We start from the raw sequence: 20,553 nt of genomic DNA, 5'->3' as shown, positions 1-20,553 counted from the left end.
CGTCAGTGGAGGCAGAACTCGTTGCCCTCGGGATCGAGCAACGTGATCCAGCGACCTTCGGGTTCGTCGAACTCGCGGACGACCTGTGCGCCGAGCGCGACCAGTTCGTCGGCGCGAGCCCGGAGCCGATCGGGCTCGGTGTGCACATCGAGGTGCATCCGGTTCTTGGCGGACTTGTGCTCGGGAACCTTCAGGAAGAACACTCGTGGACCGACGCCATCGGGATCGACGATCGCGTAGGCGCGATTGGCGTCCGATCGATCGATGCCCATCGCATCGAGGGCCTCGTCCCAGGTCGTGAATCCGGGTGGCGGCGGTTCTTCCACGTAGCCGAGCACCTCGCCCCAGAATCCTCCGAGTCCCCGAGGATCCGCGGCATCGAAGGTGATCTGCAGCGCGTGCACCATGTGGCGAAGTCTTTCACCGGTCACCCTCGGATGTCGAGCGGTCGACGACCTACGATCGGGACATGCAGATCGAGATCACCGACGACGCGCAGCGCCTCCTCCAGAAGAAGGGCGGAACGATGTCGATCGACTTCATCCGCCCGACCGGTTGAGGCAAAGTCGCCGAGGTGTCGGTCGACACCAATGTCAAGGGAAAGAACCTGCAGCCGTACCGCACGCTGCGTCACGAGCGGTTCAAGATCCTGATCACGCCGCAGCTGATCGGGATGGCCGAATCGATGCGGATCGTCGCGAAGGGTGGCCTCGGCAAGAAGCTGAAGGTCGAGTTCCAGGCCGCGCCCGGCTCTGCCGACGGGGGCTGCGACGTCTGCTGAATCCGACGATGTGACGGTCGTCGGGCGACAGCGTCGTCAGCGGGGTGTCGGGGAGCGATCCCGCCGATAGTGTTGCTCCTCGCTATGTACGCAATCATCGCTTCGGGCGGCAAGCAGGAAAAGGTCGCCCCCGGTCAGCAGGTCCGTGTCGAATTGCTCGACGGTGACGAGGGCAGCGAGGTCTCGCTGCGTCCCGTCATGCTCGTCGACGGCGACACGATCCTCTCGACCCCCGACGAACTCTCGAAGGCTTCGGTCACCGGCAAGATCGTCGGCAAGACCAAGGGGCCCAAGATCAACGGGTTCACCTACAAGAACTCCACGACGTACCGCCGTCGCTACGGCCATCGTCAGAAGTACCACATGGTCGAGATCACCTCGATCTCCGCGAGCTGAGAACAGGAGCACGTCATGTCAAAGACCAAAGGTGGCGGTTCAACCCGCAACGGGCGCGACTCCAACGCACAGCGCCTCGGTGTGAAGGCCTTCGACGGTGAGAAGATCACCGCCGGCTCGATCATCGTGCGCCAGCGTGGCACCCGGTTCCATCCGGGCCACAACGTGAAGATCGGCAAGGACGACACGCTGTTCTCGACGATCGACGGGTCGGTCAAGTTCGGATCCCGCAAGGGCCGCAAGACCGTCGACGTCCTCGAACTCCAGGACTGAACGTCCCGGCGCTCACGCAGCGCCCCATGAACTGAAGAAGCCCCGGCCGATCGGCCGGGGCTTCTTTCGTTCTGCGCGTCGATCGAGAGCGTTACGTCACGGGTCAGACCCGTGACGTAACGCTCGGACGATCAGAGGGCGGCTTCGAGTTCGTCGACCTGCTGGACGAGCTCGGAGGGGAGGCGGTCGCCGAAGCGGGCGAAGTGATCGCGGATCTGGGGGACCGCTTCCTTCCAGCCGACCGAGTCGACCGACAGGATCGCATCCAGGTCGGCGTCGTCGATCTCGAGACCGTCGAGGTCGAGTGCGTCCTTCGGCGGCAGCTTGCCGATCGGGGAGTCGACCGCGTCGGCGGCGCCGTCGCAGCGCTCGAACACCCACTTGAGCACACGGCTGTTCTCGCCGAACCCGGGCCACAGGAAGCGGCCGTCCTCGTCACGGCGGAACCAGTTGACGAAGAAGATCTTCGGCAGCTTGGAAGCGTCGGTCTTGTCGTTCATCGACAGCCAGTGGGCGAAGTAGTCGGCGTAGTTGTAGCCACAGAACGGCAGCATCGCCATCGGGTCGAAACGCAGTTCACCCTGGACGCCCTCGGCCGCAGCGGTCTTCTCCGACGCCATGATCGAGCCCAGGAACACGCCGTGCTCCCAGTCGTTCGCCTCGGTCACGAGCGGAACCGTTGTCCGGCGGCGACCACCGAACAGGATCGCCGAGATCGGTACTCCGGCGGGGTCTTCCCACTCGGCGCCGATCGACGGGCACTGTGACGCCGGCGCGGTGAAGCGGGCGTTCGGATGCGCTGCGGGGGTGTCGATCTCCGGGTTCCACGGGTTGCCGCGCCAGTCGGTGGCGCGTGCCGGGGGATCGTCGGTCATCTCCTCCCACCACACGTCACCGTCGTCGGTGAGCGCGGTGTTGGTGTAGATGCAGTTCCCCCAGAGGGTCTCCATCGCGTTGTGGTTCGTGGCGTGGCTCGTACCGGGTGCGACCCCGAAGAAGCCGGCCTCCGGGTTGATCGCGTAGAGCTGGCCGTCGTCGCCGAACTTCATCCAGCAGATGTCGTCACCGATCGTCTCGGCACGCCAGCCCGGAATCGTCGGGACGAGCATCGCGAGGTTGGTCTTGCCGCAGGCGGACGGGAACGCGCCGGCGATGTACTTCGACTCGCCCTGCGGGTTCGTGAGCTTGAGGATCAGCATGTGCTCGGCGAGCCAGCCGTCGTCACGGGCCATCACGGAGGCGATGCGGAGGGCGAAGCACTTCTTGCCGAGCAGTGCGTTGCCGCCGTATCCGGACCCGTACGACATGATCTCGCGGGTCTCGGGGAAGTGCACGATGTACTTGTTCTCGGCGTCGCACGGCCACGGGACGTCTTCCTCCCCGGCTGCGAGCGGTGCGCCGACGGAGTGGAGGCAGGGGACCCACTGGTCGTTGCCGAGCGCGTCGAGGGCGCCCTGGCCCATGCGGGTCATGATCCGCATGTTGGTGGCGACGTACGCCGAGTCGGTGAGCTGCACGCCGATGTGGGCGATCGGCGATCCGAGCGGGCCCATCGAGAACGGCACGACGTACATCGTGCGGCCCTTCATCGCACCGGTGTAGAGCCGGGTCATCTCGGCGCGCATCTCATCGGGATCGCGCCAGTTGTTGTTCGGGCCGGCCTCTGCCTCGGTGGGCGAGCAGATGAACGTGCGGTCCTCGACGCGGGCCACGTCGGCCGGGTCGGAGTGCGCCCAGTAGCTGTTCGGGCGCTTGGCCTCGTCGAGCTTGGTGAAGGTGCCGGAATCGACGAGCACCTGCGCGAGCCGGTCGTATTCCTCGGCACTGCCGTCACACCAGTAGATGTCGTCCGGCTCCATGATTTCGGCCCACTCCGCGACCCAGTCCTGCAGCCGTTGGTTGGTGGTGGTTCCGCTCATGTGTGACTCTCCGTTGAGTTGTTTCACGGGAGTTTCCCCGCGTGTGCTCCACGGTAAACGCGAGATGACACGGCGCGCGAAACCGGAGGGGATGTAATCGCTTTCATCACAAACACACATCGAACCATCTCACGAAGAGATGATCGGAGGGGGCGGAATCGCTTTCCGCGATGGGAGGGTCAGTGCCCGGGTGTGCCCATGTCGACCTCGGAGCCGAGGCGCAGCGCGGTGGCGCGGCCGGCATCGTCGAGGTCGAAGACGACCCGCTGGCCCTGGCGCAGCATGCGGAACACCGACCCCTCGAGCGCGTTCGCGGCGAGGTCGTAGTCGGCGAGGTCGGTGTCGGCCATGACGAGGCCGTCACCGGTCTGGGGATCGTAGGCCTTGATGACGCCCTGCATGATCGAACGAACCGGCGTCAGCCGGCCTTGACGACCTTGCCCGACTTGATGCAGCCGGTGCAGACGTTGACGCGCTTGGTCGCGCCGTTCACCGACGCACGGATGCGTTGGATGTTCGGGTTCCAACGGCGCTTGGTCCGCCGGTGGGAGTGGGAGACGGACATGCCCCACGACGGGCCCTTGCCGCACACTTCACACTTCGATGCCATCATCTTCTCCTGGAGAACGTTTGCTGTCCGGCGTCGGGTGCCCCGTGTGGGCGTACCGAACGGCCAGATGATGCTAGCGGCGCTTTCGCACCGTCCAACCGCCGACACATCTCCACGACCCCTCTACACTCCGATGCCGTGCCCACTCTGGAACGGTTCAGCACCGAGTCGCTGCGCGATCTCGTCGTCACCTTCCGGGACACGGTCAAGGCGCATGCGGGCGGACTCAACCGCCTCAATGTCTATCCGGTTCCCGACGGCGACACCGGGACGAACATGGCGCGCACGCTCGATGCCGTCGTGACCGAGATGGAGACGGCCGACGCCGACGACCTCGATGCGACCTGTGACGCGATCAGCCACGGCTCGCTCATGGGGGCACGCGGGAACAGCGGCGTCATCCTCAGCCAGATCATGCGCGGCTTCGCGACGACGATGAAGTCGATGACCCCCGACAGCGACGAGCGGGGCAAGCGCTTCGCGGACGCGCTCCAGGCGGCGTCGGCCGGTGCCTACCAGGCGGTGTTGAAGCCGATCGAGGGCACGATCCTCACCGTCGTGCGCGAGAGCGCCGAGGCCGCCCGAACCGCGTCGGACGATGGCGGCTCGCTCGCCGACGTCGTGCGGACGGCGCGCGAGGCGGGCAAACGCGCCCTCGACAACACCCCCGAACAGCTCCAGGTCCTGAAGGATGCCGGCGTGGTCGATGCCGGCGGCGCAGGTTTCCTGCTGTTGCTCGACTCGGCGCTCCACGTCGTCGCCGGCGACCCGCTTCCCGAGGCCGAGAAAGACGACGGGACCGGCGGGGCGGTGGCCGCCGCGTTCGACGCTCCCGCACCCGAGCGGAGCGGAGCATTGAAGGTCGGTGGGGCCGGCGAGGTCGACGTTGCCGACCAGCGCTACGAGGTCATGTACTTCATGGACCTGCTCGACGAACGGATCGAGGATTTCAAGCAGGGATGGGGTGCGATCGGTGACTCGATCGTGGTGGTCGGCGGTGACGGGATCTGGAACTGCCACGTTCACACCAACGACATCGGCGCCGCGGTCGAGGTCGCGCTCGACCTCGACGGTCGGCCGAAGCAGATCCGAGTCACCGACCTGTTCGAGGAAGTCGACGACGAACACGCGAAACGCGAGGCCGCCATGACCGGGGACCGGTCAGCGAGCCCGTCGGCGCCGCAGCCGGCGGCGGCCGGCGCTGGTCTCCCGCCGGTCACCACCGCCGTCGTCGGCGTGTGCAGCGGCGACGGCCTCGTCGAGCTGTTCGCCCAGCTGGGCGTGCAGGGTGTGGTCACGGGCGGACAGACGATGAACCCGTCCACGGCCGAACTGCTCGACACCGTCGAGCACGTCAACGCGCAGCAGGTCGTCATCCTCCCGAACAACAAGAACATCATCCCCGTCGCCGAGCAGGTCAACGCCTTGACCACGAAAGCCGTGGTGGTCGTTCCCACCCGCTCGGTCGCCGAGGGCCTCGCCGCGCTCATCGTCTACGACCCCGAGGCGACGAGCGCCGCGAACGGAACCGGAATGGTCGAGGCGGCGGCGTCGGTGACCACCGGCGAGGTGACGCAGGCGGTGCGGGACACGAACGCCGAGGTCGGAGCGATCCACAAGGACGATTGGATCGGCATCGTCAAGGGGGACGGCATCGTGTCGTGCGCGCCAGACCTCTTCACGACGGTCGTCGGTCTCCTCGACGAGATCCTCGACGACGACTCCGAGCTGATCACCGTGATCACCGGCGATGGCGCCGACGCCGCAACGACGGAATCGATCGAGGGATGGCTCGGGGATCACCACGGCGCCGTCGGGGTCGAGGTCCACGACGGCGGACAACCCCTCTACCCCTACCTCTTCGGTGTGGAGTAGAGGCGCCGCATCCGAGCGCTGCTGGGAGAAGAATTTTGACCGGCCTCGAGCACGTCCGATGACGGGTGATGCGGGATCGGGCAGGATGGCGTTCGATGAGTGAGCCGATCACGTTGCGGGACTTGGCGGGGATGTCCGTCGAGCGGCTGAAGGGCGTCGGCCCGAAGAAACTGGCCTCGCTCGAGAAGGTCCAGATCGAGAACCTGTTCGATCTGGTCACGACCTACCCGCGGCGTTGGGTCGATCGCACGAACGAGGCGCGGATCGCCGACCTCGTCCCGGGCGAGGAGGCGCTGGTGCTGGTCACCGTGCGCTCGGTCAACAAGCGGATGACGCGGAACCGGCGCGCGATGGTCAACGTGAACGTCGGCGACGGGTCGGGGCGGATGGACGTCGTGTTCTTCAATCAGCCGTGGCGCGAGCGGCAGCTGAAAGAGGGCCTGCAGATCGCACTCTTCGGCAAGGCCGACACCTATCGCGGCGGCCTGCAGATGTCGAACCCCGTCGTCGATCTCATCGGCGACCGCACGGGGAGAATCGTTCCGATCTATCCGCAGAGCGAGAAGGCCCAGATCAACACCTGGGAGATGGCGGGTTGGGTCGAAGAGACGCTTCGCAGATGTGCCGCTCGCGGAATTGCCGATCCCGTGCCGTCGGCGGTGCGCTCGGAGCACCGTCTGATCCCCCGGTCCGAAGCATTGGAGGGCATCCACCTCCCCGAGGACATGAAACAGAAGGAACGTGCTCGTCGGCGGCTCGCGTTCGACGAACTGCTGCGGGTGCAGTTGGTGCTGGTCCTGCGCAAGCGCGCTCTCGAACGAGGCCAACACGGTGTCACCCACACGCCCGAGGGTGAACTGGTCGAGCGCTTCTACGATTCGTTGCCGTATCCGCTCACGGGTGCGCAACGACGCACCATCGACGAGATCTTCGCCGACCTCGCGAACCCGCATCCGATGCACCGGCTCCTCCAGGGCGACGTCGGCGCGGGCAAGACCGTGGTGTCGGTCGCCGCCATGCTCGTCGCGGTGCAGAGCGGACACCAGGCGGCGCTCATGGCCCCGACGGAAGTGTTGGCCGAACAGCACGCCACGAGTGTTCGCGAGATGCTCGACGGGGTGACCGTGCCCGACCCCGACAACCTGTTCGGAGATCGCCCGTTGCGGATCGAACTGCTCACGAACCGGGTGACGGGCGCCGCGCGCAAGGACGTGCTCGCGGGACTCGCCGACGGATCGGTCGACATCGCGATCGGGACGCACGCGTTGATCCAGGACGCGGTCGGGTTCGAGTCGCTCGGCATGGTCGTCGTCGATGAACAGCATCGCTTCGGCGTGGAGCAACGGTCGGCGTTGCGGGACAAGTCGGCGGGCGGCCGGATGCCCGACACGTTGGTGATGACCGCGACGCCCATCCCGCGGACGGCAGCGATGACCGTCTACGGAGATCTCGACGTGAGTGTGCTCGACGAACTTCCGCCGGGTCGGACACCGATCGTCACGATGTGGGCCAACGGGACGCTGATGGAAACCGGTGTGTGGCGCGATGTGCGCTCCGAGGTCGAAGCGGGCCGTCAGGCGTACGTGGTCTGTCCGTTGATCGGCGAGAGCGACAAGCTCGAAGTGGCGTCGGCCGAGGAGACGTTCGAACGTCTGGCGAACGACGAACTGGAGGGGCTGTCGTTGGGTCTGCTGCACGGCAAGCTCACGCCCGACGAGAAGGAGGCGACCATGGATCGCTTCCGCAGCGGAGAGATCGACGTGCTCGTCGCCACGACCGTGATCGAGGTGGGAGTCGATGTTCCCAACGCGACGGTGATGGTGATCCTCGACGCCGACCGGTTCGGGATCGCACAGCTCCATCAGCTGCGCGGTCGCGTCGGCCGCGGCGAACATGCCTCGACGTGCTGGTTGGTCACACAACAGACCGATCCGGAGGTCGACGCGAGCAACCCGCGTGTCGAGGCACTGGTCGAGACGACCGATGGGTTCGCGCTCGCCGAGGTCGATCTCGCACTGCGGGGAGAGGGGACTCTGATGTCGAGCGCGCAGAAGGGCCGCAGCGACCTGAAGCTGGCGTCGCTGCGACGCGACCGCAACCTGGTCGAACTCGCGCGGGAGGCGGCCTTCTCGATCGTCGATTCCGATCCCGATCTTGCGCAACATCCGCTGCTGGCCGACGAACTCGACATGATCTTCAGCGACCAAGACGAGGAGTTCCTGTCCCGTTCGTGAATGCGCCCACTCTCGTGCGTCGGTACGGTCACGCGGGTGACTGATGCTGATGAGTTCCAATGGTTGGAGGACGTCGAGGGGTCCGACGCGCTCGAGTGGGTCCGGGAACGCAATGAGCGCGCCGAGGCGTCGCTCTTCACCTCTGCGGAGTTCGAATGGTTGCGCACCTCGACGCTCGCGGTACTCGAAGCCGACGATCGGATCGCGTATCCGACGCGACACCGCGACGTCGTCCACAACTTCTGGACCGATGCCGACCATCGCCGCGGTCTGTTGCGACGCACGAGCTGGGACGACTACCGCGGCGGCGATCCGGCGTGGGAGACGATCCTCGACGTCGACGCGCTCGGTGCCGACGAAGGTGAGTCGTGGGTGTTCCACGGAGCGTCGGTTCGACGGCCAGATCGACGGCGGGCACTGATCGATCTCTCACCCGGGGGGTCCGACGCGTCGGTCACGCGTGAGTTCGATCTCGTCGAGAACCGCTTCGTGCCGGAGGAGGAAGGCGGTTTCGTTCGCCCACTGGCGAAGGGAGGCCTGACGTGGATCGACGACGACACGGTGTACGTCACGAGTGACTTCGGCGCCGGAAGCCTGACCCGCTCGGGATACCCGCGGACCGTGCGCCGCTGGCGGCGGGGGACACCGATCGAGGCGTCCGAGATCGTTTTCGAGGGGGAGGAATCCGACGTCGCGGTCGGCGTGTCCGTGTCGACCTTGCCCGGCTTCGAACACCACGTGTTCGAGCGAGCACCCGACTTCTTCACCAGCCGCACCGCGGTCCTGCGCGACGGCGAGACCGTTGAGCTGGCCGTTCCCGACGATGCCGAGGTGCGGGTCCACGAACGATGGATCTTCGTCGTGCCGCGCAGCGATCTCGAGGACGACGGTGCGGTGCACCCGGCGGGGTCGCTGTTGGTTTCCGACCTCGACGGCTTTCTCGACGAACGCTCGTCGCTCTCGGCCCTCTTCGTTCCGAGCGCGACCGCATCGCTCGTCGACTTCACGTGTACACGCAACCTCGTCGTCCTCGACGTGCTCGACGACGTGCGCAACGTGCTGTCGGTCGCAACGCCGCCGTCGTCGGTCGACGGTGACTGGATGGTCGAGCCGTTGACCGGACTGCCGGACGTCTGGTCGCTGTCGGTGAGTGCGGTCGACGCCGACGCGCGCGACGACATCTGGTTGATCGCCAACGACTTCCTGACGCCCGAGCAGCTGTACGTCACGTCGCTCACCGACGACGGACCTCCCGAGTTGCTGCGCCAGGCGCCGCCCCGTTTCGACGCTGCCGAGATGGCGATCGAGCAACATTTCGCCCCGAGCGCCGACGGCACGCGGATCCCGTACTTCGTCGTGGGGACCCGTGAAGCGCTCGCGTCGACGGATGGTTCGCAACCGACGCTGCTGTCCGGATACGGCGGTTTCGAGGTCCCGCGCGTCGCCGCCTACTCACCCGTCGTCGGACGCTCGTGGCTCGTCGAGGGCGGCGTCTACGTGCTGGCGAACATCCGCGGCGGAGGTGAGTACGGCCCGGCATGGCACCGCGCCGGTCGCCGTGACCAGCGCCCACGGGTGTACGAGGACTTCGAGGCCGTCGCCCGAGCGCTCATCGAGCGCGGCATCACGTCGCCCGCCCGTCTCGGGATCACCGGCGGCAGCAACGGCGGCCTGCTCGTCGGAAACATGTACCTGCGGACCCCGGAGCTCTTCGGAGCCGTGGTCTGCCAGGTGCCGTTGCTCGACATGCAGCGCTACCACCTGCTGTTGGCCGGAGCGTCGTGGATGGCCGAGTACGGAGATCCGGACGATCCGAGCGACTGGTCGTACCTCCAGGGCTACTCGCCGTATCACCTCGCAGACGCCCTGCGCGGCACCGACATCGACCTGCCGCCGATCCTGCTGACCACCTCGACGCGAGATGATCGCGTCCACCCCGGGCATGCACGCAAGATGGCGGCCAAGCTCGAGCGTGAAGATCGTGACGTGACGTACTGGGAGAACATCGAGGGCGGCCATGGGGGAGCGGCTGACGCGGCTCAGCAGGCGACGATGCAGGCGCTGATCTTCACGTTCCTCCGTGATCGGCTCATGAAGGGCTAGCGGTTCGGGACCCGGCGAGCACCGACGGGTATGGTCGCCGGATGCGTCGCCAGGACAAGGCCGATCGGATCGGTGAGATCCTCGACGAGCTGTACCCGAACCCGCCGGTCCCGCTCGATCACACCGATCCGTACACCCTGCTCGTGGCGGTGATGCTGTCGGCGCAGACCACCGACAAGAAGGTCAACGAAGTCACCCCGGGCCTCTTCGCTGTCGCCGACACGCCGCAGAAGATGGCGGCCCTCGACCCCGAGGACATCCTGGCCCACATCCGAACGGTCGGACTGGCGCCGACGAAGGCGAAGAACCTGTGGCTGATGGCAAACCAGATCATCGACGCCGGAGGCGAGGTCTACGGCGACTGGGACTTCCTCGAGTCGCTCGCCGGCGTCGGCCACAAGACGGCGTCCGTCGTGATGGCGGGGAGTTTCGGTGTGCCGGCGTTCGCAGTCGACACGCACATCCATCGGCTCGCCGCGCGATGGGGACTGTCGAACGGTTCCAACGTGGAGCGGACCGAGCGGGACCTGAAGGCGGTGTTCCCCATCGACACCTGGGGCGACCGGCACCTCCAGATCATCTACTTCGGGCGGGAGTACTGCCCGGCACGTCGCCACGACCTCTCGACGTGCCCGATCTGCGGCTGGGCCGCCTCCAAGAAGCGCATCGCCCTCGAGTCCGGACGCTGATCCATGGGCCCGGGCGAAGTCGCGGCGCTCGGTGTGGCCGTGATCGCGTTCGCGGTGGTCTCCATGCGCATCGAGCGGTGGCCGCTGACGATGCCGATGGTCTTCGTCGCCGCGGGAGTACTCGGCGACGCCACCGACATGGTGGACGTTGCTCCGGACAACGAGACGATCGTTCTGCTCGCCGAAGTCACGCTCGCGATCATTCTCTTCAGCGATGCCGTGCGCATCGACATCCGCCGCCTGAGGCGCTATCTCGTGATCCCGTCCCGGCTGCTTGCCATCGGCCTCCCGCTCACGATCGTGCTCGGCACCCTGATCAACGCGTTGCTGTTCCCGGAGCTGCCGCTGGTCCAGGTCGCGCTCATCGCCGCGATTCTGGCGCCGACCGACGCGGCGCTCGGAACCGCGGTCGTCGAAGACGAGACCGTTCCGGTGCGCGACCGGCTCGCGCTCAACGTCGAGTCGGGGGTCAACGACGGACTCGTCGTTCCCGTCGTGGCGGTGATGACCGCGATCATCCTCGAAGAGGAGCAGAGCGCCGCCGACTGGGTGGTCTTCGTGACGCAACAGATCGGCCTCGGGATCGTGCTCGGGGTGGTCGTCGGCGGTGGGACGATCATGGCGCTGCGGTGGTCGGACGATCGGAACTGGGCCGACGCCCGGTTCCAGCAACTCGCCACCTTCGTGGTCCCGATCGTGGCGCTGTTCGCTGCCGAGGTCGTGGAGGGCAACTCGTTCATCGCCGCGTTCGTGGCCGGGCTGATGTTCGGCTCGTTCCGGTCGCGCCCGGACGAAGCGGTTCCCACGCTTCCGGTGCGGCTGGGTGCCTTCACCGAAGATGCCGCACAACTCTTCGGATTGGCCGCGTTCTTCGTGTTCGGCAACGTGCTGCTCGCCGATGCGCTCGCCGACGCGACGGTGACGATCGTGGTCTGCGCAGTGCTGAGCCTGACGGTCGGTCGGATGGTCCCGGTCTGGGTCTCGCTCATCGGAACCTCGCTGAAGCCACCCTCACGCCTGTTCCTCGGCTGGTTCGGTCCGCGCGGACTCGCCTCGATCGTCTTCGGCCTGCTGTTGCTCGAGGACACCGAGTCGCTCGTCGGCGTCGGGGAGCAGGTGTTCGGCGTGATCGCGTTGACGGTCGCGTTCTCGATCGTGCTCCACGGTGCCACGGCGGCTCCAGGTGCCCGTCTCTACGGAGCATGGGCGGCGCGGGCGATGGAGACCGGCGACGAGTCCGATCGTGCCGAGATGATGATGGAGCACGAGCTCAGCGATGAGGAGCGATCGATGATCCCGAAGGGCCGCTGGTCGCTGAAGCGGTGACGCTCGCGCCCGCCCCGGTGTCACCAATCGGCGCGACCGTCGCTCTCGATGTCGGAGTCCTCCAGCACGAGGTCCCAGCGGTCGAGGCAGTCCTCGCACCGGTACGCGACGGCGTCGCCGGCCTCCCAGTAGCCGTCCTCCCGTGGCGCGGTCAGGAGAAAACACCGTCCACCGCAGTCGATGCACGTGATCTGCGGAGGCGGAGCGAACATGGAACCAGTCTGCCTGCTCGTGCGGGTGGTCCGGTCGACCGGTCGACGACGGGTGGCGTCGATACAGTGCGCCGATGCGCGTTGTAGCGGGAGAACTCGGTGGTCGCAAGCTGGTGTCGCCGGAGGGAACGTCGACGCGGCCGACCACGGACCGGGTTCGTGAGGCGATCTTCAATGCGCTCGGGTCCGCTGGTCTGATCGACGGAGCGCTCGTTGCGGACCTGTTCGCCGGCACCGGTGCGATCGGGATCGAGGCGCTCAGTCGCGGAGCGGAACGGTGCACGTTCGTCGAACGCGATCGCGTGGCGCTTCGTGCGCTGGAGGAGAATCTCGACACACTCGACCTCGGCGGGCGTTCGAAAGTCGTCCGGTCGGACGCGGCGCAGGCCGCTGGACATCTCGACGTCGACATCGTGTTCGCCGACCCGCCCTACGACTTCGACGGGTGGGAGGCGTTGCTCGGAAGTGTGAGTGCTCCCTTCGTCGTGGCCGAGTCGGGGCGCCCGTTGAGCGAGGCCGACGGCTGGACCGTCGTGCGTTCCAAGCGGTACGGGCGAACGTGGGTGACCTTTCTCGAACGAACGGCGCAGTAGCGTTCCGCAGGCATGAGTGACGATCCCACTGCGACGGCGCCGGCACGGCGGGTGCTCTATCCGGGGAGCTTCGACCCGCTGCACCTGGGTCACCTCGACGTGATCGAGCAGGCACACGAACTCTTCGGGGAGGTCGTGGTCGCCGTCATGTACAACTTCGCGAAGCCCGCGGGGATGTTCGAGGTCGACGAGCGAGTTGCATTGATCGAGTCGGCGACCGACCACCTCGGCGGCGTCACGGTCGAAAAGCACTCCCGCCTGGCCGTTCAGGCCGCCGCGGACGCCGGCGCCGACTTCGTCGTCAAGGGCCTGCGGACACCCGGAGACTTCGAGATCGAACAGCAGATGGCCCAGATGAACCAGTCGGTGACCGGGATGCGGACCGTGTTCGTCCCGTGCCGTCCCGACCTCGGTTTCGTGAGTAGCCGTTTCGTCCGTGAGATCGCCAACTACGGTGGGGACGTATCCCACCTGGTACCGCCGGTCGTCGCCGACGCTCTGGCTCGCCGGGTGGCGGAAGACGAAGAGGACTGAACGCGCCATGACCTACGACGATCGCTACGACGACCGGTACGACGAGACCTACGAGCAACGGGACCCCCGAGACGCCTACGACGACGTCGTCGACGACAACGACTATTCGGCGGTCGGGGAGGCCGGCAACTTCGTCGGCGACGCGGAAACGCTGCTCCGGCGGGCGATCGACATCGTCGCCACCGCTCCGACGATGCCGCTGTCGTCGTCACCGCGCATCGACCGTGACGAGATCATCGAGTTGCTCGAGGAGTCGCTCAACCGTCTGCCGGACGAACTCCGTCAGGCGCGCTGGATGCTCAAGGAGCGCCAGGAATTCGTCGGCAAGACCCGTCGCGAGGCCGATGAGCTGCTCGAGGCCGCCCGGGTGCGCGCCGAGCGGATGGTGCAGCGCACCGAAGTCGTCCGCGCCGCCGAACAGCGGGCGCGGCAGGTCATGGAGACGGCCGAAGCGGATTCACGTCGACTGAAGCACGAGACCGAGGACTTCCTCGACCAGCGTCTCGGCTCCTTCGAGATCCTGCTCGACAAGCTCGGCAAGACCGTCCACGCGGGCCGCCAGCGCCTGTCGATCGGCGGCGAAGTGGTCGAGGTTGCCGACGACACCGTCGACGACCACGGATTCTTCGATCAGGAAGCCTGACCCGGATCAGGAAGCGCTCTCGCCCAGCGAGAACCAGGCGGACTTCTCCTGGGTGTACTCGATGAGGCTCTCGATGCATTTGTCGCGGGAGTTCCCCGACTGCTTCCACCCGCCGAAGGGCTGGGTCATGTCGCCGTCGTTGAAGGTGTTCACCCAGATCGTGCCCGCCTCGAGGTCGCGGACACAGCGGTGTGCGCGGTCGAGGTCGCTCGTCCAGATTCCGGCCGCGAGCCCGTACTCGGAGTCGTTGGCGAGATCGATGGCCTCTCGCTCCGAGCTGAACGGAATGATCGCTGCGACCGGTCCGAAGATCTCGTCGCGCGCGATCGTCATCGAGGGATCGACGTCGGCGTAGGCGATCGGTGCGACGAAGGCCCCGTCGCGGAGTCCGCCCGGCATCACTTCGGCGAAGATGCTGCGCGCCCCCTGGCGAGCGGCCGTTGCGATGTGCTCCGTCACCCTCGCGCAGGACTCCTGGTCGACGAGTGGACCGCAGCGGGTCGCAGGGTCGAGCGGGTCACCAGGTACGTAGCGACCGGCGGCCCGTTCCGCGAATCGCTCGCAGAACTCGTCATGGATCGCGACGTCGACGAGCAACCGTGAACCGGCGTTGCACACCTCGCCCATGTTGTCGAAGATTCCGTCGATGGCCGAGTCGACCGCGGTGTCGAGGTCGTCGAGGTCGGCGAAGAACAGTTGGGGGCTCTTGCCGCCGCACTCGAGCGCGACTTCCTTCATGTTGGAGTTGCCGGCGCTGACGAGCAGCTCCTTGCCCACTTCGGTCGAGCCGGTGAAGGTGATCTTGTCGACGCCGGCGTGGAGTCCGAGCGCGCGTCCCGCGTGCTCACCGAGACCGGCGAGCGCGGCGAACGCGCCGGGCGGTCCGCCGGCCTCGAGGAACAGGTCCGCCATGCGCAGCGCGCTCAGCGCAGCCTGTTCGGCCGGCTTCAGGATCACGCAGTTGCCCGCCGCCAGAGCGGGCGTGAACTTCCAGGTCGCCATGAGGAGCGGGTAGTTCCACGGGGAGATCGCGGCGACCACTCCGTACGGCTGACGCAGCGTGTAGTGCAGCACCGCGGGATCGGTCGCGGTGGTGGTCCCGGTGATCTTGTCGATGGCTTCGGCGAAGAAGCGGATGGTCGTGACCACCTCGGGAAGGTCGTACTGGACCATGTCCGAGATGGGGCGGCCCATCTCGACGGTGTCGAGCGCGCAGAGTTCGGCGGCGTTGGTCTCGACCAGGTCGGCCCAGCGGAACAGCACGGCGGCACGCTCTCGTGGAGGGAGCCGTGACCAGTCGCCGCGCCGGTGTGTGGCCCGGGCGGTCGCAACCGCGGCATCGACGTCGGACGCACCGCTTCCGGCGATCCGTCCGACGATCCGGCCCGTCGTCGGGTCGACCGAGTCGATCACGCTCCCGTCGAGCGCGTCCCGACGTTCACCGTCGATCACGTTGCGCCCGTCGACCGTCAGTTCGGCGGCGAAGGACTTCCAGGTCGCGTGGTCCCACTCGGCGATCGCCTGCAGTGATGTGTCGGTCACGATCCGGCGTCCTCGGATCCGACGACCACGGCCAGATCGTCGAGTCGGTCGATCATGACCTCCCAACCGAGCGCCTCGGGTTCGTCATCGACGATCTGGGCGGGGAATCCCGGCGCGCGTATCTCGACACCGCACTGTTCCTCCAGCCGTCGCGTGACCATCGGCGACCAGGCACGCCCGCCGTACCGGACGGCCGAGTCGGCGAACGCGTCGGTGACCGCCGTGGCGACGTCGGTCGGAACCTCGTACCGGTCGGCGAGGGCCGTGAACAGGCCGAGGTCCTTGGCGACGAGATCGAGCGTGAAGTTGATGTCGTAACTCCCGTTGAGGATGACCTGGCTCTCGGTCTCGTGGACGAACGAGTTGCCCGACGACGCCTTGATCGCCTCGTAGGTGGTCGCCATGTCCATCCCGGCCTTCTTGGCGACCGTCCAGGCTTCGGCCAGCGCGGCCAGATGGGCGGACGCGAGGTAGTTCGTGATGACCTTCTGGACCGATGCGGTGCCGAGCTCGCCGGTGTGCAGGATCCGTCGACCGAGACACTGGAGCACGGGAAAGGCTTGCTCGAAGGCAGCCCGCTCACCACCGACGAAGATGGAGATGTTGCCGGTCGCGGCGCGGTGGCAGCCACCCGAGACCGGGGCATCGAGGGGTCGGGCTCCCCGTTCCGCGACGAGTTCACCGAGGCGGCGGACCTCCGATGCGTCGGTCGTGCTCATCTCCAACCAGAGCGCTCCGGGTGTCAACGCCGAGAGCACTCCGTCCGGGGCCTCCATCACCGCAGCGCTGATCGCCGGCGACGGCAAGCAGGTGATGACCAGGTCGGAGTCTGCGGCGAGCTGCGCGACGCTGTCGGCGCGGCGGGCACCGAGGTCGACGAGCCGCTGAGCCGCGGCCCCGTCGAGGTCGTGCACGGTCACGTCGAAGCCGTTCCGTGCGAGGTTGGCGGCGAGTTTGCCGCCGACGTTGCCGAGTCCGATGAAGCCGATGTGCTCGACGGTGCGGGACTGAGGGTCAGTGGAAGAACTGGGCACGAACACTCCTGGTGCTTCGGGGATTTCTCGTTTCCGAGAGTCGCCAGGGTAGACCCACGGGTGTCGACAATCGAGGTTCCCGGATCAGACCACGGTCGCCGCGACGGGTTGCCGGTCGAATGTGCGCCAGGCATGGCTGAGGCGTTGGAGACCTTCGGCCAGCTGCGGGTACGGAGCGGTGAAGGGGATGCGAATGTTCGGGCAGTCGGCGTCGATCGCACCGAACTGACGCCCGGAGGCGATGAGCACACCGTGGCGATTGGCGTGTTGGACGAACGCCGTCGCCGAGGTGTGCTCCGGGAGCGACGCCCACACCGACAGCCCACCTCGGAGCGGGGCGTACGACCAGTCGTCCAACTGTTCGCGCAGCGTGGCGAGAACGAGATCGGCGGCCGGACGAAGCTGGTCCAGCCGACGGCCCGTCAACTCGTCGTAGCGTTCGACCACGGCGAGACCGAGTGCCTGGCTGATCGCCGGTGTGAACATGTCGGCCACCGCTTTGTGGGACCGGAGCCGGTTGATCACCTGGGCGTCGGCACGGAGCCATCCGAGCCGCAAACCGGGCCAGGCGACCTTGCAGATCGAACCGGCGATCAGTCCGTATCCGCCGGTGTCGTGCTCGTCGATCGCTGGCAGGTGTCGGCGGTCGAAACCGAGGTCCGCTGCGACTCGATCCTCGAGGGTGGGAATGCGGTAGCGACGCGCGAGTGCTGCGACGGCGGCCACTCGTTCGGGAGGCAGCCGTGAACCGGTGGGGTTCTGGTGCTGGGGATTGAACGCCATCAGGCTGGGTCGAAAGCGGTCGATCTTCGCTTCGAGATCGTCGACGACGAGTCCGTCGCGGTCGAGCTGCACCGGTTCGAAGCGAGCGCCGATGTGCTGAACGGCATCGATCAGCCCAGGCCAGGTGTCCTCCTCTCCGAGAACCACCTCGCCCGGATGCGCCATCGCGCCGGCAACCAACGAGATCGCCTGCTGCGCGCCGGAGGTGACGAGGACCTGGTGCGGTGATGTCGGCAGCCCTTGGCGAGTGTGCAGGGCGGCGATGGACTCGCGGAGCCGCCACCATCCGAGTGGCTCGGCGCCATCGAGGTCGGCTGCGTGCGGGGTGAGATCGATCGAGCTCACGAGGTCGGCGACCTCGGGCAGCATGATCGGAATCGCCTTGAGCAGATCGACTGCTGCGCCTTCGGTGGCCCACAGGCGTTCGCCGATGAAGTCGTCCGAGCGCGTTCCCGTGGTGACCGGCCGACCGGCGACGATCGTCCCACTCCCGCGGAGTCGTTCGACGGCCCCATCCGACGCGAGCTGGTCGAACGCTCGCACGATGGTTCCACGCGAGACCGAGAGGGCGCTCGCGAGTGTCCGTTCCGGAGGGAGTTGTTCCCCCGCCCGGAGGCTGCCGGACGCGATCAGCGTGGTGATCTCGGCCGCCAGCTGCTGATAGAGCGGTCCGTCGTGAGTGGACCACGGACCAAGTAATTGGACCAGTCGATTGGTACCCACCTTCGGGGCATTGGAGCTCGAAATCGGGGCCATGGAGTTCGAGAATAGGTCCATGACTTCCCTCACGACAGAGCCAATTGAGACCGATTGGATCACCGAACCGCCCGCCCGTCGACCGATGGGTGCAACGGCGGCAGATGTCAACGGGCTGTTGGCCCGAGTCGAGGTCGCCGACGTGGACGAACGCCTGGTCCCCTTCCTCGCCGCTGCTGCCGCCGAACTGGCACTGCTCTCGGGCGTCGGATGGAAGTTCAGCGGCGATGACGCCCCGGTCGCCCTGCTGCGAATGATCGCCAGGGCCGCGATCATCCACCCGCTGGTCGGTGGCCCACACACCGCGCGCCTCCACGACGAGCTCACGCGAGCGGCAGGGACATCCGGGACGGACAGCGTTCGGTCGTAGGCTGCGAGCATGGATGCACCGACGAAACGTGCACTACGGATCAACGCGATCGAGCTGCTGCGTCAGCCCGGTGCGGTCAAGACCGTCGACGTCGAGGTCTCCGGCGAGGACCTGGACGTCGTGCACGATGCACTCGCCGGCGACATTGCGATCGAGGTGGACCTCGAAGCGCTCAACGACGGGATCGTCGTGCGCGGACACGTGGCCGCACCGTGGGCCCGGCCGTGCCGTCGATGCCTGAAGCAGCTGTCGGGAGTGGCCTCGGCAACGATCGACGAGCTCTATCAGGTGGAGGTCTTGGACGAGGACGCCTATCCGATCGAGGACGGACAGCTCGACCTGGCACCGATGGCTCGGCAGGCCGCCTTGCTGGAACTCGACGACGAACGGCTGTGCCGGGAAGCGTGCGCCGGGTTGTGCCCGCAGTGTGGGGTCGATCGCAATGTGGAGAGTTGTGCGTGCGACACCGAGGTCAAGGACCACCGGTGGGCGGCCCTCGACGGCCTGGTGCTCGACGACTGATCGGCGGTCGAGGAGTGCGGACCGGCACGTTGGAGCGCCACGAGGTCCCGATAACGTGATGCGGCCCTGACGACCGGCCCTGACCCGACCTGAGTGACCGCTCAGGACATCGTCGCACGGAGAGAACGAGAGCAAGAGATGGCTGTCCCGAAGAAGAAGACTTCCAAGATGAAGACCCGCAGCCGCCGCGCCAGCGCGTGGCAGCTGAAGGCTCCGTCGCGCAGCGTCTGCCCCAAGTGCAGCGCCGCCAAGACACCGCACACGGTGTGTGGCACCTGTGGTTGGTACCGCGACCGGTACGCCATCGACGTCAGCTGACGCTGCGGTCCTCACGCTGACCGACATGCTCCCCGTCGCTCTCGACGCCATGGGCGGCGATCACGGCCCCGGCCCGAACCTCGACGGAGCCCACGCGGCCGTCGCCGCAGGGATTCCCGTCGTGCTCGTCGGACCCCCCGACCTCCAGGGGCGGGAATCCGCCGATGGCACTGTTCTCGACCTGATCGAGGCGTCCGAAGTCATCGGCATGCACGACGACCCCGCGTCCGGAGTCCGTCGGAAGAAGGACTCCACGCTCGTCCGCGCCGCCGAGGCGGTCCGCGACGGACGCGCCGCAGCGATGATCTCTGCGGGCAACACCGGCGCGACGATGGCCTCCGCGCTGTTGCGGATGGGCCGGATCAAAGGCGTCAAGCGACCCGCGATCGCCACACCGATTCCCGTTCCCGGCTCGTCCCCGACGGTCATGCTCGATGCCGGTGCCAACGCCGAGGTGCAGCCCGACTGGCTCGCCCAGTTCGCGCAGATGGGCTCGATCTACGCCCGCCATCGCTTCGACATCGACAACCCGCGCGTCGGGCTGCTGTCGATCGGCGAGGAGGCGACCAAGGGTGACACCCTCCGCAAGGAGACCCACGAACTGCTCGTGCAGACGCCGGGCATCAACTTCATCGGCAACGTCGAAGGTCGCGACATCATGAGCGACGAACTCGACGTGTGCGTCACCGACGGGTTCACCGGCAACGTGGTGCTGAAGACCCTCGAAGGTGGGATGAAGGCCATCATCGGCGCGCTCCTCGAAGCGTTCTCCGCCGAGGAGTACCAGGAACACGCCGAGGCGCTGATGCCGGCGCTGATGCCGCTGTACTCGGCGCTCAGCCCGGACACCTACGGCGGGGCGATCCTGCTCGGGGTCGACGGCGTGTGCATCATCTCCCACGGTTCATCCAGCGCCGAGGCGATCCGGAACGGGATCGGGGTCGCGCGGGACATGGTCGACCACGAGATCACCGCCGAGATCACCGCGGCGATCGCTGCCACTCGCTGAGCGCAGCGCTCCCTTCCGGACGGGATGCCCC

General features: G+C 67.0%; 23 protein-coding genes. 15 read left to right on the top strand and 8 right to left on the bottom strand.

The window, feature by feature from the left end; all coding sequences use genetic code 11:
* Positions 1 to 2: 2 nt before the first annotated feature.
* Positions 3 to 407, bottom strand: coding sequence for a VOC family protein (locus tag ON45_RS05345; protein WP_040492522.1), 405 nt, complete (start codon positions 405 to 407; stop codon positions 3 to 5).
* A 167-nt stretch (positions 408 to 574) separates the two neighbouring features.
* On the opposite strand from ON45_RS05345, the gene ON45_RS05340 reads away from it, so the two are divergent.
* The 3 genes from ON45_RS05340 (at position 575) to rpmA (ending at position 1,450) form a co-directional block, all read left to right on the top strand.
* A complete protein-coding gene (locus tag ON45_RS05340) occupies positions 575 to 781 on the top strand; it encodes a hypothetical protein (RefSeq protein WP_040492521.1) in 207 nt (68 codons plus the stop codon).
* An 84-nt stretch (positions 782 to 865) separates the two neighbouring features.
* Positions 866 to 1,177, top strand: a complete 312-nt coding sequence (gene rplU, locus ON45_RS05335; RefSeq protein WP_040492520.1) for a 50S ribosomal protein L21 — start codon at positions 866 to 868, stop codon at positions 1,175 to 1,177.
* Between the two features lie 15 nt (positions 1,178 to 1,192).
* On the top strand, positions 1,193 to 1,450 hold the full coding sequence (gene rpmA / locus ON45_RS05330) for a 50S ribosomal protein L27 (protein WP_040492519.1): 258 nt from the start codon (positions 1,193 to 1,195) through the stop codon (positions 1,448 to 1,450).
* 131 nt (positions 1,451 to 1,581) lie between these two features.
* Here the strand turns inward: rpmA and ON45_RS05325 are convergent, their stop codons facing one another.
* The 3 genes from ON45_RS05325 to rpmB all read right to left on the bottom strand — a co-directional run bounded on the left by ON45_RS05325 (position 1,582) and on the right by rpmB (position 3,979).
* Positions 1,582 to 3,369 (bottom strand): phosphoenolpyruvate carboxykinase (GTP), encoded by a 1,788-nt coding sequence (locus tag ON45_RS05325; protein WP_040492518.1) that lies wholly within the window; start codon positions 3,367 to 3,369, stop codon positions 1,582 to 1,584.
* 179 nt (positions 3,370 to 3,548) lie between these two features.
* Positions 3,549 to 3,770, bottom strand: a complete 222-nt coding sequence (locus tag ON45_RS05320; protein ID WP_040492516.1) for a hypothetical protein — start codon at positions 3,768 to 3,770, stop codon at positions 3,549 to 3,551.
* Between the two features lie 17 nt (positions 3,771 to 3,787).
* Positions 3,788 to 3,979, bottom strand: a complete 192-nt coding sequence (rpmB, locus tag ON45_RS05315) for a 50S ribosomal protein L28 (protein ID WP_040492552.1) — start codon at positions 3,977 to 3,979, stop codon at positions 3,788 to 3,790.
* Between the two features lie 138 nt (positions 3,980 to 4,117).
* On the opposite strand from rpmB, the gene fakA reads away from it, so the two are divergent.
* The 5 genes from fakA (at position 4,118) to ON45_RS05290 (ending at position 12,206) form a co-directional block, all read left to right on the top strand.
* Positions 4,118 to 5,854, top strand: a complete 1,737-nt coding sequence (fakA, locus tag ON45_RS05310) for a DAK2 domain-containing protein (RefSeq protein ID WP_040492514.1) — start codon at positions 4,118 to 4,120, stop codon at positions 5,852 to 5,854.
* A 95-nt stretch (positions 5,855 to 5,949) separates the two neighbouring features.
* A complete protein-coding gene (recG, locus tag ON45_RS05305) occupies positions 5,950 to 8,088 on the top strand; it encodes an ATP-dependent DNA helicase RecG (protein ID WP_051062523.1) in 2,139 nt (712 codons plus the stop codon).
* Positions 8,089 to 8,124: 36 nt separating this feature from the next.
* The gene (locus ON45_RS05300) at positions 8,125 to 10,191 is read left to right on the top strand and encodes a prolyl oligopeptidase family serine peptidase (RefSeq protein WP_040492549.1); all 2,067 of its coding nucleotides are present in this window, start codon (positions 8,125 to 8,127) and stop codon (positions 10,189 to 10,191) included.
* 41 nt (positions 10,192 to 10,232) lie between these two features.
* The gene (locus ON45_RS05295; protein WP_040492512.1) at positions 10,233 to 10,880 is read left to right on the top strand and encodes an endonuclease III domain-containing protein; all 648 of its coding nucleotides are present in this window, start codon (positions 10,233 to 10,235) and stop codon (positions 10,878 to 10,880) included.
* Positions 10,881 to 10,883: 3 nt separating this feature from the next.
* On the top strand, positions 10,884 to 12,206 hold the full coding sequence (locus ON45_RS05290; protein ID WP_051062515.1) for a cation:proton antiporter: 1,323 nt from the start codon (positions 10,884 to 10,886) through the stop codon (positions 12,204 to 12,206).
* Positions 12,207 to 12,226: 20 nt separating this feature from the next.
* On the opposite strand, the gene ON45_RS05285 is transcribed toward ON45_RS05290, so the two are convergent.
* Complete coding sequence (locus ON45_RS05285) at positions 12,227 to 12,418, bottom strand: hypothetical protein (RefSeq protein WP_040492510.1); 192 nt, start codon at positions 12,416 to 12,418, stop codon at positions 12,227 to 12,229.
* Positions 12,419 to 12,492: 74 nt separating this feature from the next.
* Between ON45_RS05285 and rsmD the strand changes: the two genes are divergently transcribed.
* Genes rsmD through ON45_RS05270 form a run of 3 tightly spaced genes read left to right on the top strand, consistent with a single transcriptional unit; the run spans position 12,493 to position 14,188 of the window.
* A complete protein-coding gene (gene rsmD / locus ON45_RS05280) occupies positions 12,493 to 13,011 on the top strand; it encodes a 16S rRNA (guanine(966)-N(2))-methyltransferase RsmD (RefSeq protein WP_040492509.1) in 519 nt (172 codons plus the stop codon).
* Between the two features lie 12 nt (positions 13,012 to 13,023).
* Entirely contained in the window at positions 13,024 to 13,545 is a 522-nt protein-coding gene (coaD, locus tag ON45_RS05275; RefSeq protein WP_040492508.1) for a pantetheine-phosphate adenylyltransferase, read from the top strand.
* A 7-nt stretch (positions 13,546 to 13,552) separates the two neighbouring features.
* Positions 13,553 to 14,188, top strand: coding sequence for an ATP synthase subunit B family protein (locus ON45_RS05270; protein ID WP_040492506.1), 636 nt, complete (start codon positions 13,553 to 13,555; stop codon positions 14,186 to 14,188).
* Positions 14,189 to 14,194: 6 nt separating this feature from the next.
* Here ON45_RS05270 and ON45_RS05265 read toward each other — a convergent pair whose 3' ends face one another.
* The 3 genes from ON45_RS05265 to ON45_RS05255 all read right to left on the bottom strand — a co-directional run bounded on the left by ON45_RS05265 (position 14,195) and on the right by ON45_RS05255 (position 18,303).
* Complete coding sequence (locus ON45_RS05265) at positions 14,195 to 15,730, bottom strand: aldehyde dehydrogenase family protein (protein ID WP_206537648.1); 1,536 nt, start codon at positions 15,728 to 15,730, stop codon at positions 14,195 to 14,197.
* Positions 15,727 to 16,764: an NAD(P)-dependent oxidoreductase gene (locus ON45_RS05260; RefSeq protein WP_206537647.1), complete on the bottom strand. Its 1,038-nt coding sequence runs from the start codon at positions 16,762 to 16,764 to the stop codon at positions 15,727 to 15,729. The genes ON45_RS05265 and ON45_RS05260 overlap by 4 nt, the downstream gene beginning before the upstream one ends.
* Before the next feature lie 84 nt (positions 16,765 to 16,848).
* Positions 16,849 to 18,303, bottom strand: coding sequence for an aminotransferase-like domain-containing protein (locus tag ON45_RS05255; RefSeq protein WP_040492504.1), 1,455 nt, complete (start codon positions 18,301 to 18,303; stop codon positions 16,849 to 16,851).
* A gap of 19 nt (positions 18,304 to 18,322) precedes the next feature.
* On the opposite strand from ON45_RS05255, the gene ON45_RS22970 reads away from it, so the two are divergent.
* From ON45_RS22970 to plsX, 4 genes are all read left to right on the top strand, one after another.
* Entirely contained in the window at positions 18,323 to 18,673 is a 351-nt protein-coding gene (locus tag ON45_RS22970; RefSeq protein WP_158412213.1) for a hypothetical protein, read from the top strand.
* 9 nt (positions 18,674 to 18,682) lie between these two features.
* Positions 18,683 to 19,195 carry a YceD family protein gene (locus ON45_RS21095; protein WP_051062513.1) on the top strand — a complete coding sequence of 171 codons (513 nt, stop codon included), beginning with the start codon at positions 18,683 to 18,685 and terminating at the stop codon, positions 19,193 to 19,195.
* Positions 19,196 to 19,333: 138 nt separating this feature from the next.
* Positions 19,334 to 19,513: a 50S ribosomal protein L32 gene (gene rpmF / locus ON45_RS22105; RefSeq protein ID WP_083914393.1), complete on the top strand. Its 180-nt coding sequence runs from the start codon at positions 19,334 to 19,336 to the stop codon at positions 19,511 to 19,513.
* 25 nt (positions 19,514 to 19,538) lie between these two features.
* Positions 19,539 to 20,522 (top strand): phosphate acyltransferase PlsX, encoded by a 984-nt coding sequence (plsX, locus tag ON45_RS05240; protein ID WP_040492500.1) that lies wholly within the window; start codon positions 19,539 to 19,541, stop codon positions 20,520 to 20,522.
* Positions 20,523 to 20,553: the final 31 nt, after the last annotated feature.

It is taken from the genome of Ilumatobacter nonamiensis YM16-303, from assembly GCF_000350145.1.
GTDB lineage: Bacteria > Actinomycetota > Acidimicrobiia > Acidimicrobiales > Ilumatobacteraceae > Ilumatobacter_A > Ilumatobacter_A nonamiensis.
This window is presented reverse-complemented; position numbering and strand designations above follow the sequence as displayed.

What these genes read in the sequence shown, in the direction of transcription:
- ON45_RS05345 (WP_040492522.1), bottom strand. Translation starts at nt 407, where the DNA reads ATGGTGCACGCGCTGCAGATCACCTTCGATGCCGCGGATCCTCGGGGA.
- rplU (WP_040492520.1), top strand. Translation starts at nt 866, where the DNA reads ATGTACGCAATCATCGCTTCGGGCGGCAAGCAGGAAAAGGTCGCCCCC.
- rpmA (WP_040492519.1), top strand. Translation starts at nt 1,193, where the DNA reads ATGTCAAAGACCAAAGGTGGCGGTTCAACCCGCAACGGGCGCGACTCC.
- ON45_RS05325 (WP_040492518.1), bottom strand. Translation starts at nt 3,369, where the DNA reads ATGAGCGGAACCACCACCAACCAACGGCTGCAGGACTGGGTCGCGGAG.
- ON45_RS05320 (WP_040492516.1), bottom strand. Translation starts at nt 3,770, where the DNA reads ATGCAGGGCGTCATCAAGGCCTACGATCCCCAGACCGGTGACGGCCTC.
- rpmB (WP_040492552.1), bottom strand. Translation starts at nt 3,979, where the DNA reads ATGGCATCGAAGTGTGAAGTGTGCGGCAAGGGCCCGTCGTGGGGCATG.
- recG (WP_051062523.1), top strand. Translation starts at nt 5,950, where the DNA reads ATGAGTGAGCCGATCACGTTGCGGGACTTGGCGGGGATGTCCGTCGAG.
- ON45_RS05295 (WP_040492512.1), top strand. Translation starts at nt 10,233, where the DNA reads ATGCGTCGCCAGGACAAGGCCGATCGGATCGGTGAGATCCTCGACGAG.
- ON45_RS05290 (WP_051062515.1), top strand. Translation starts at nt 10,884, where the DNA reads ATGGGCCCGGGCGAAGTCGCGGCGCTCGGTGTGGCCGTGATCGCGTTC.
- ON45_RS05285 (WP_040492510.1), bottom strand. Translation starts at nt 12,418, where the DNA reads ATGTTCGCTCCGCCTCCGCAGATCACGTGCATCGACTGCGGTGGACGG.
- rsmD (WP_040492509.1), top strand. Translation starts at nt 12,493, where the DNA reads ATGCGCGTTGTAGCGGGAGAACTCGGTGGTCGCAAGCTGGTGTCGCCG.
- coaD (WP_040492508.1), top strand. Translation starts at nt 13,024, where the DNA reads ATGAGTGACGATCCCACTGCGACGGCGCCGGCACGGCGGGTGCTCTAT.
- ON45_RS05270 (WP_040492506.1), top strand. Translation starts at nt 13,553, where the DNA reads ATGACCTACGACGATCGCTACGACGACCGGTACGACGAGACCTACGAG.
- ON45_RS05255 (WP_040492504.1), bottom strand. Translation starts at nt 18,303, where the DNA reads ATGGCCCCGATTTCGAGCTCCAATGCCCCGAAGGTGGGTACCAATCGA.
- ON45_RS22970 (WP_158412213.1), top strand. Translation starts at nt 18,323, where the DNA reads ATGACTTCCCTCACGACAGAGCCAATTGAGACCGATTGGATCACCGAA.
- ON45_RS21095 (WP_051062513.1), top strand. Translation starts at nt 18,683, where the DNA reads ATGGATGCACCGACGAAACGTGCACTACGGATCAACGCGATCGAGCTG.
- rpmF (WP_083914393.1), top strand. Translation starts at nt 19,334, where the DNA reads ATGGCTGTCCCGAAGAAGAAGACTTCCAAGATGAAGACCCGCAGCCGC.
- plsX (WP_040492500.1), top strand. Translation starts at nt 19,539, where the DNA reads ATGCTCCCCGTCGCTCTCGACGCCATGGGCGGCGATCACGGCCCCGGC.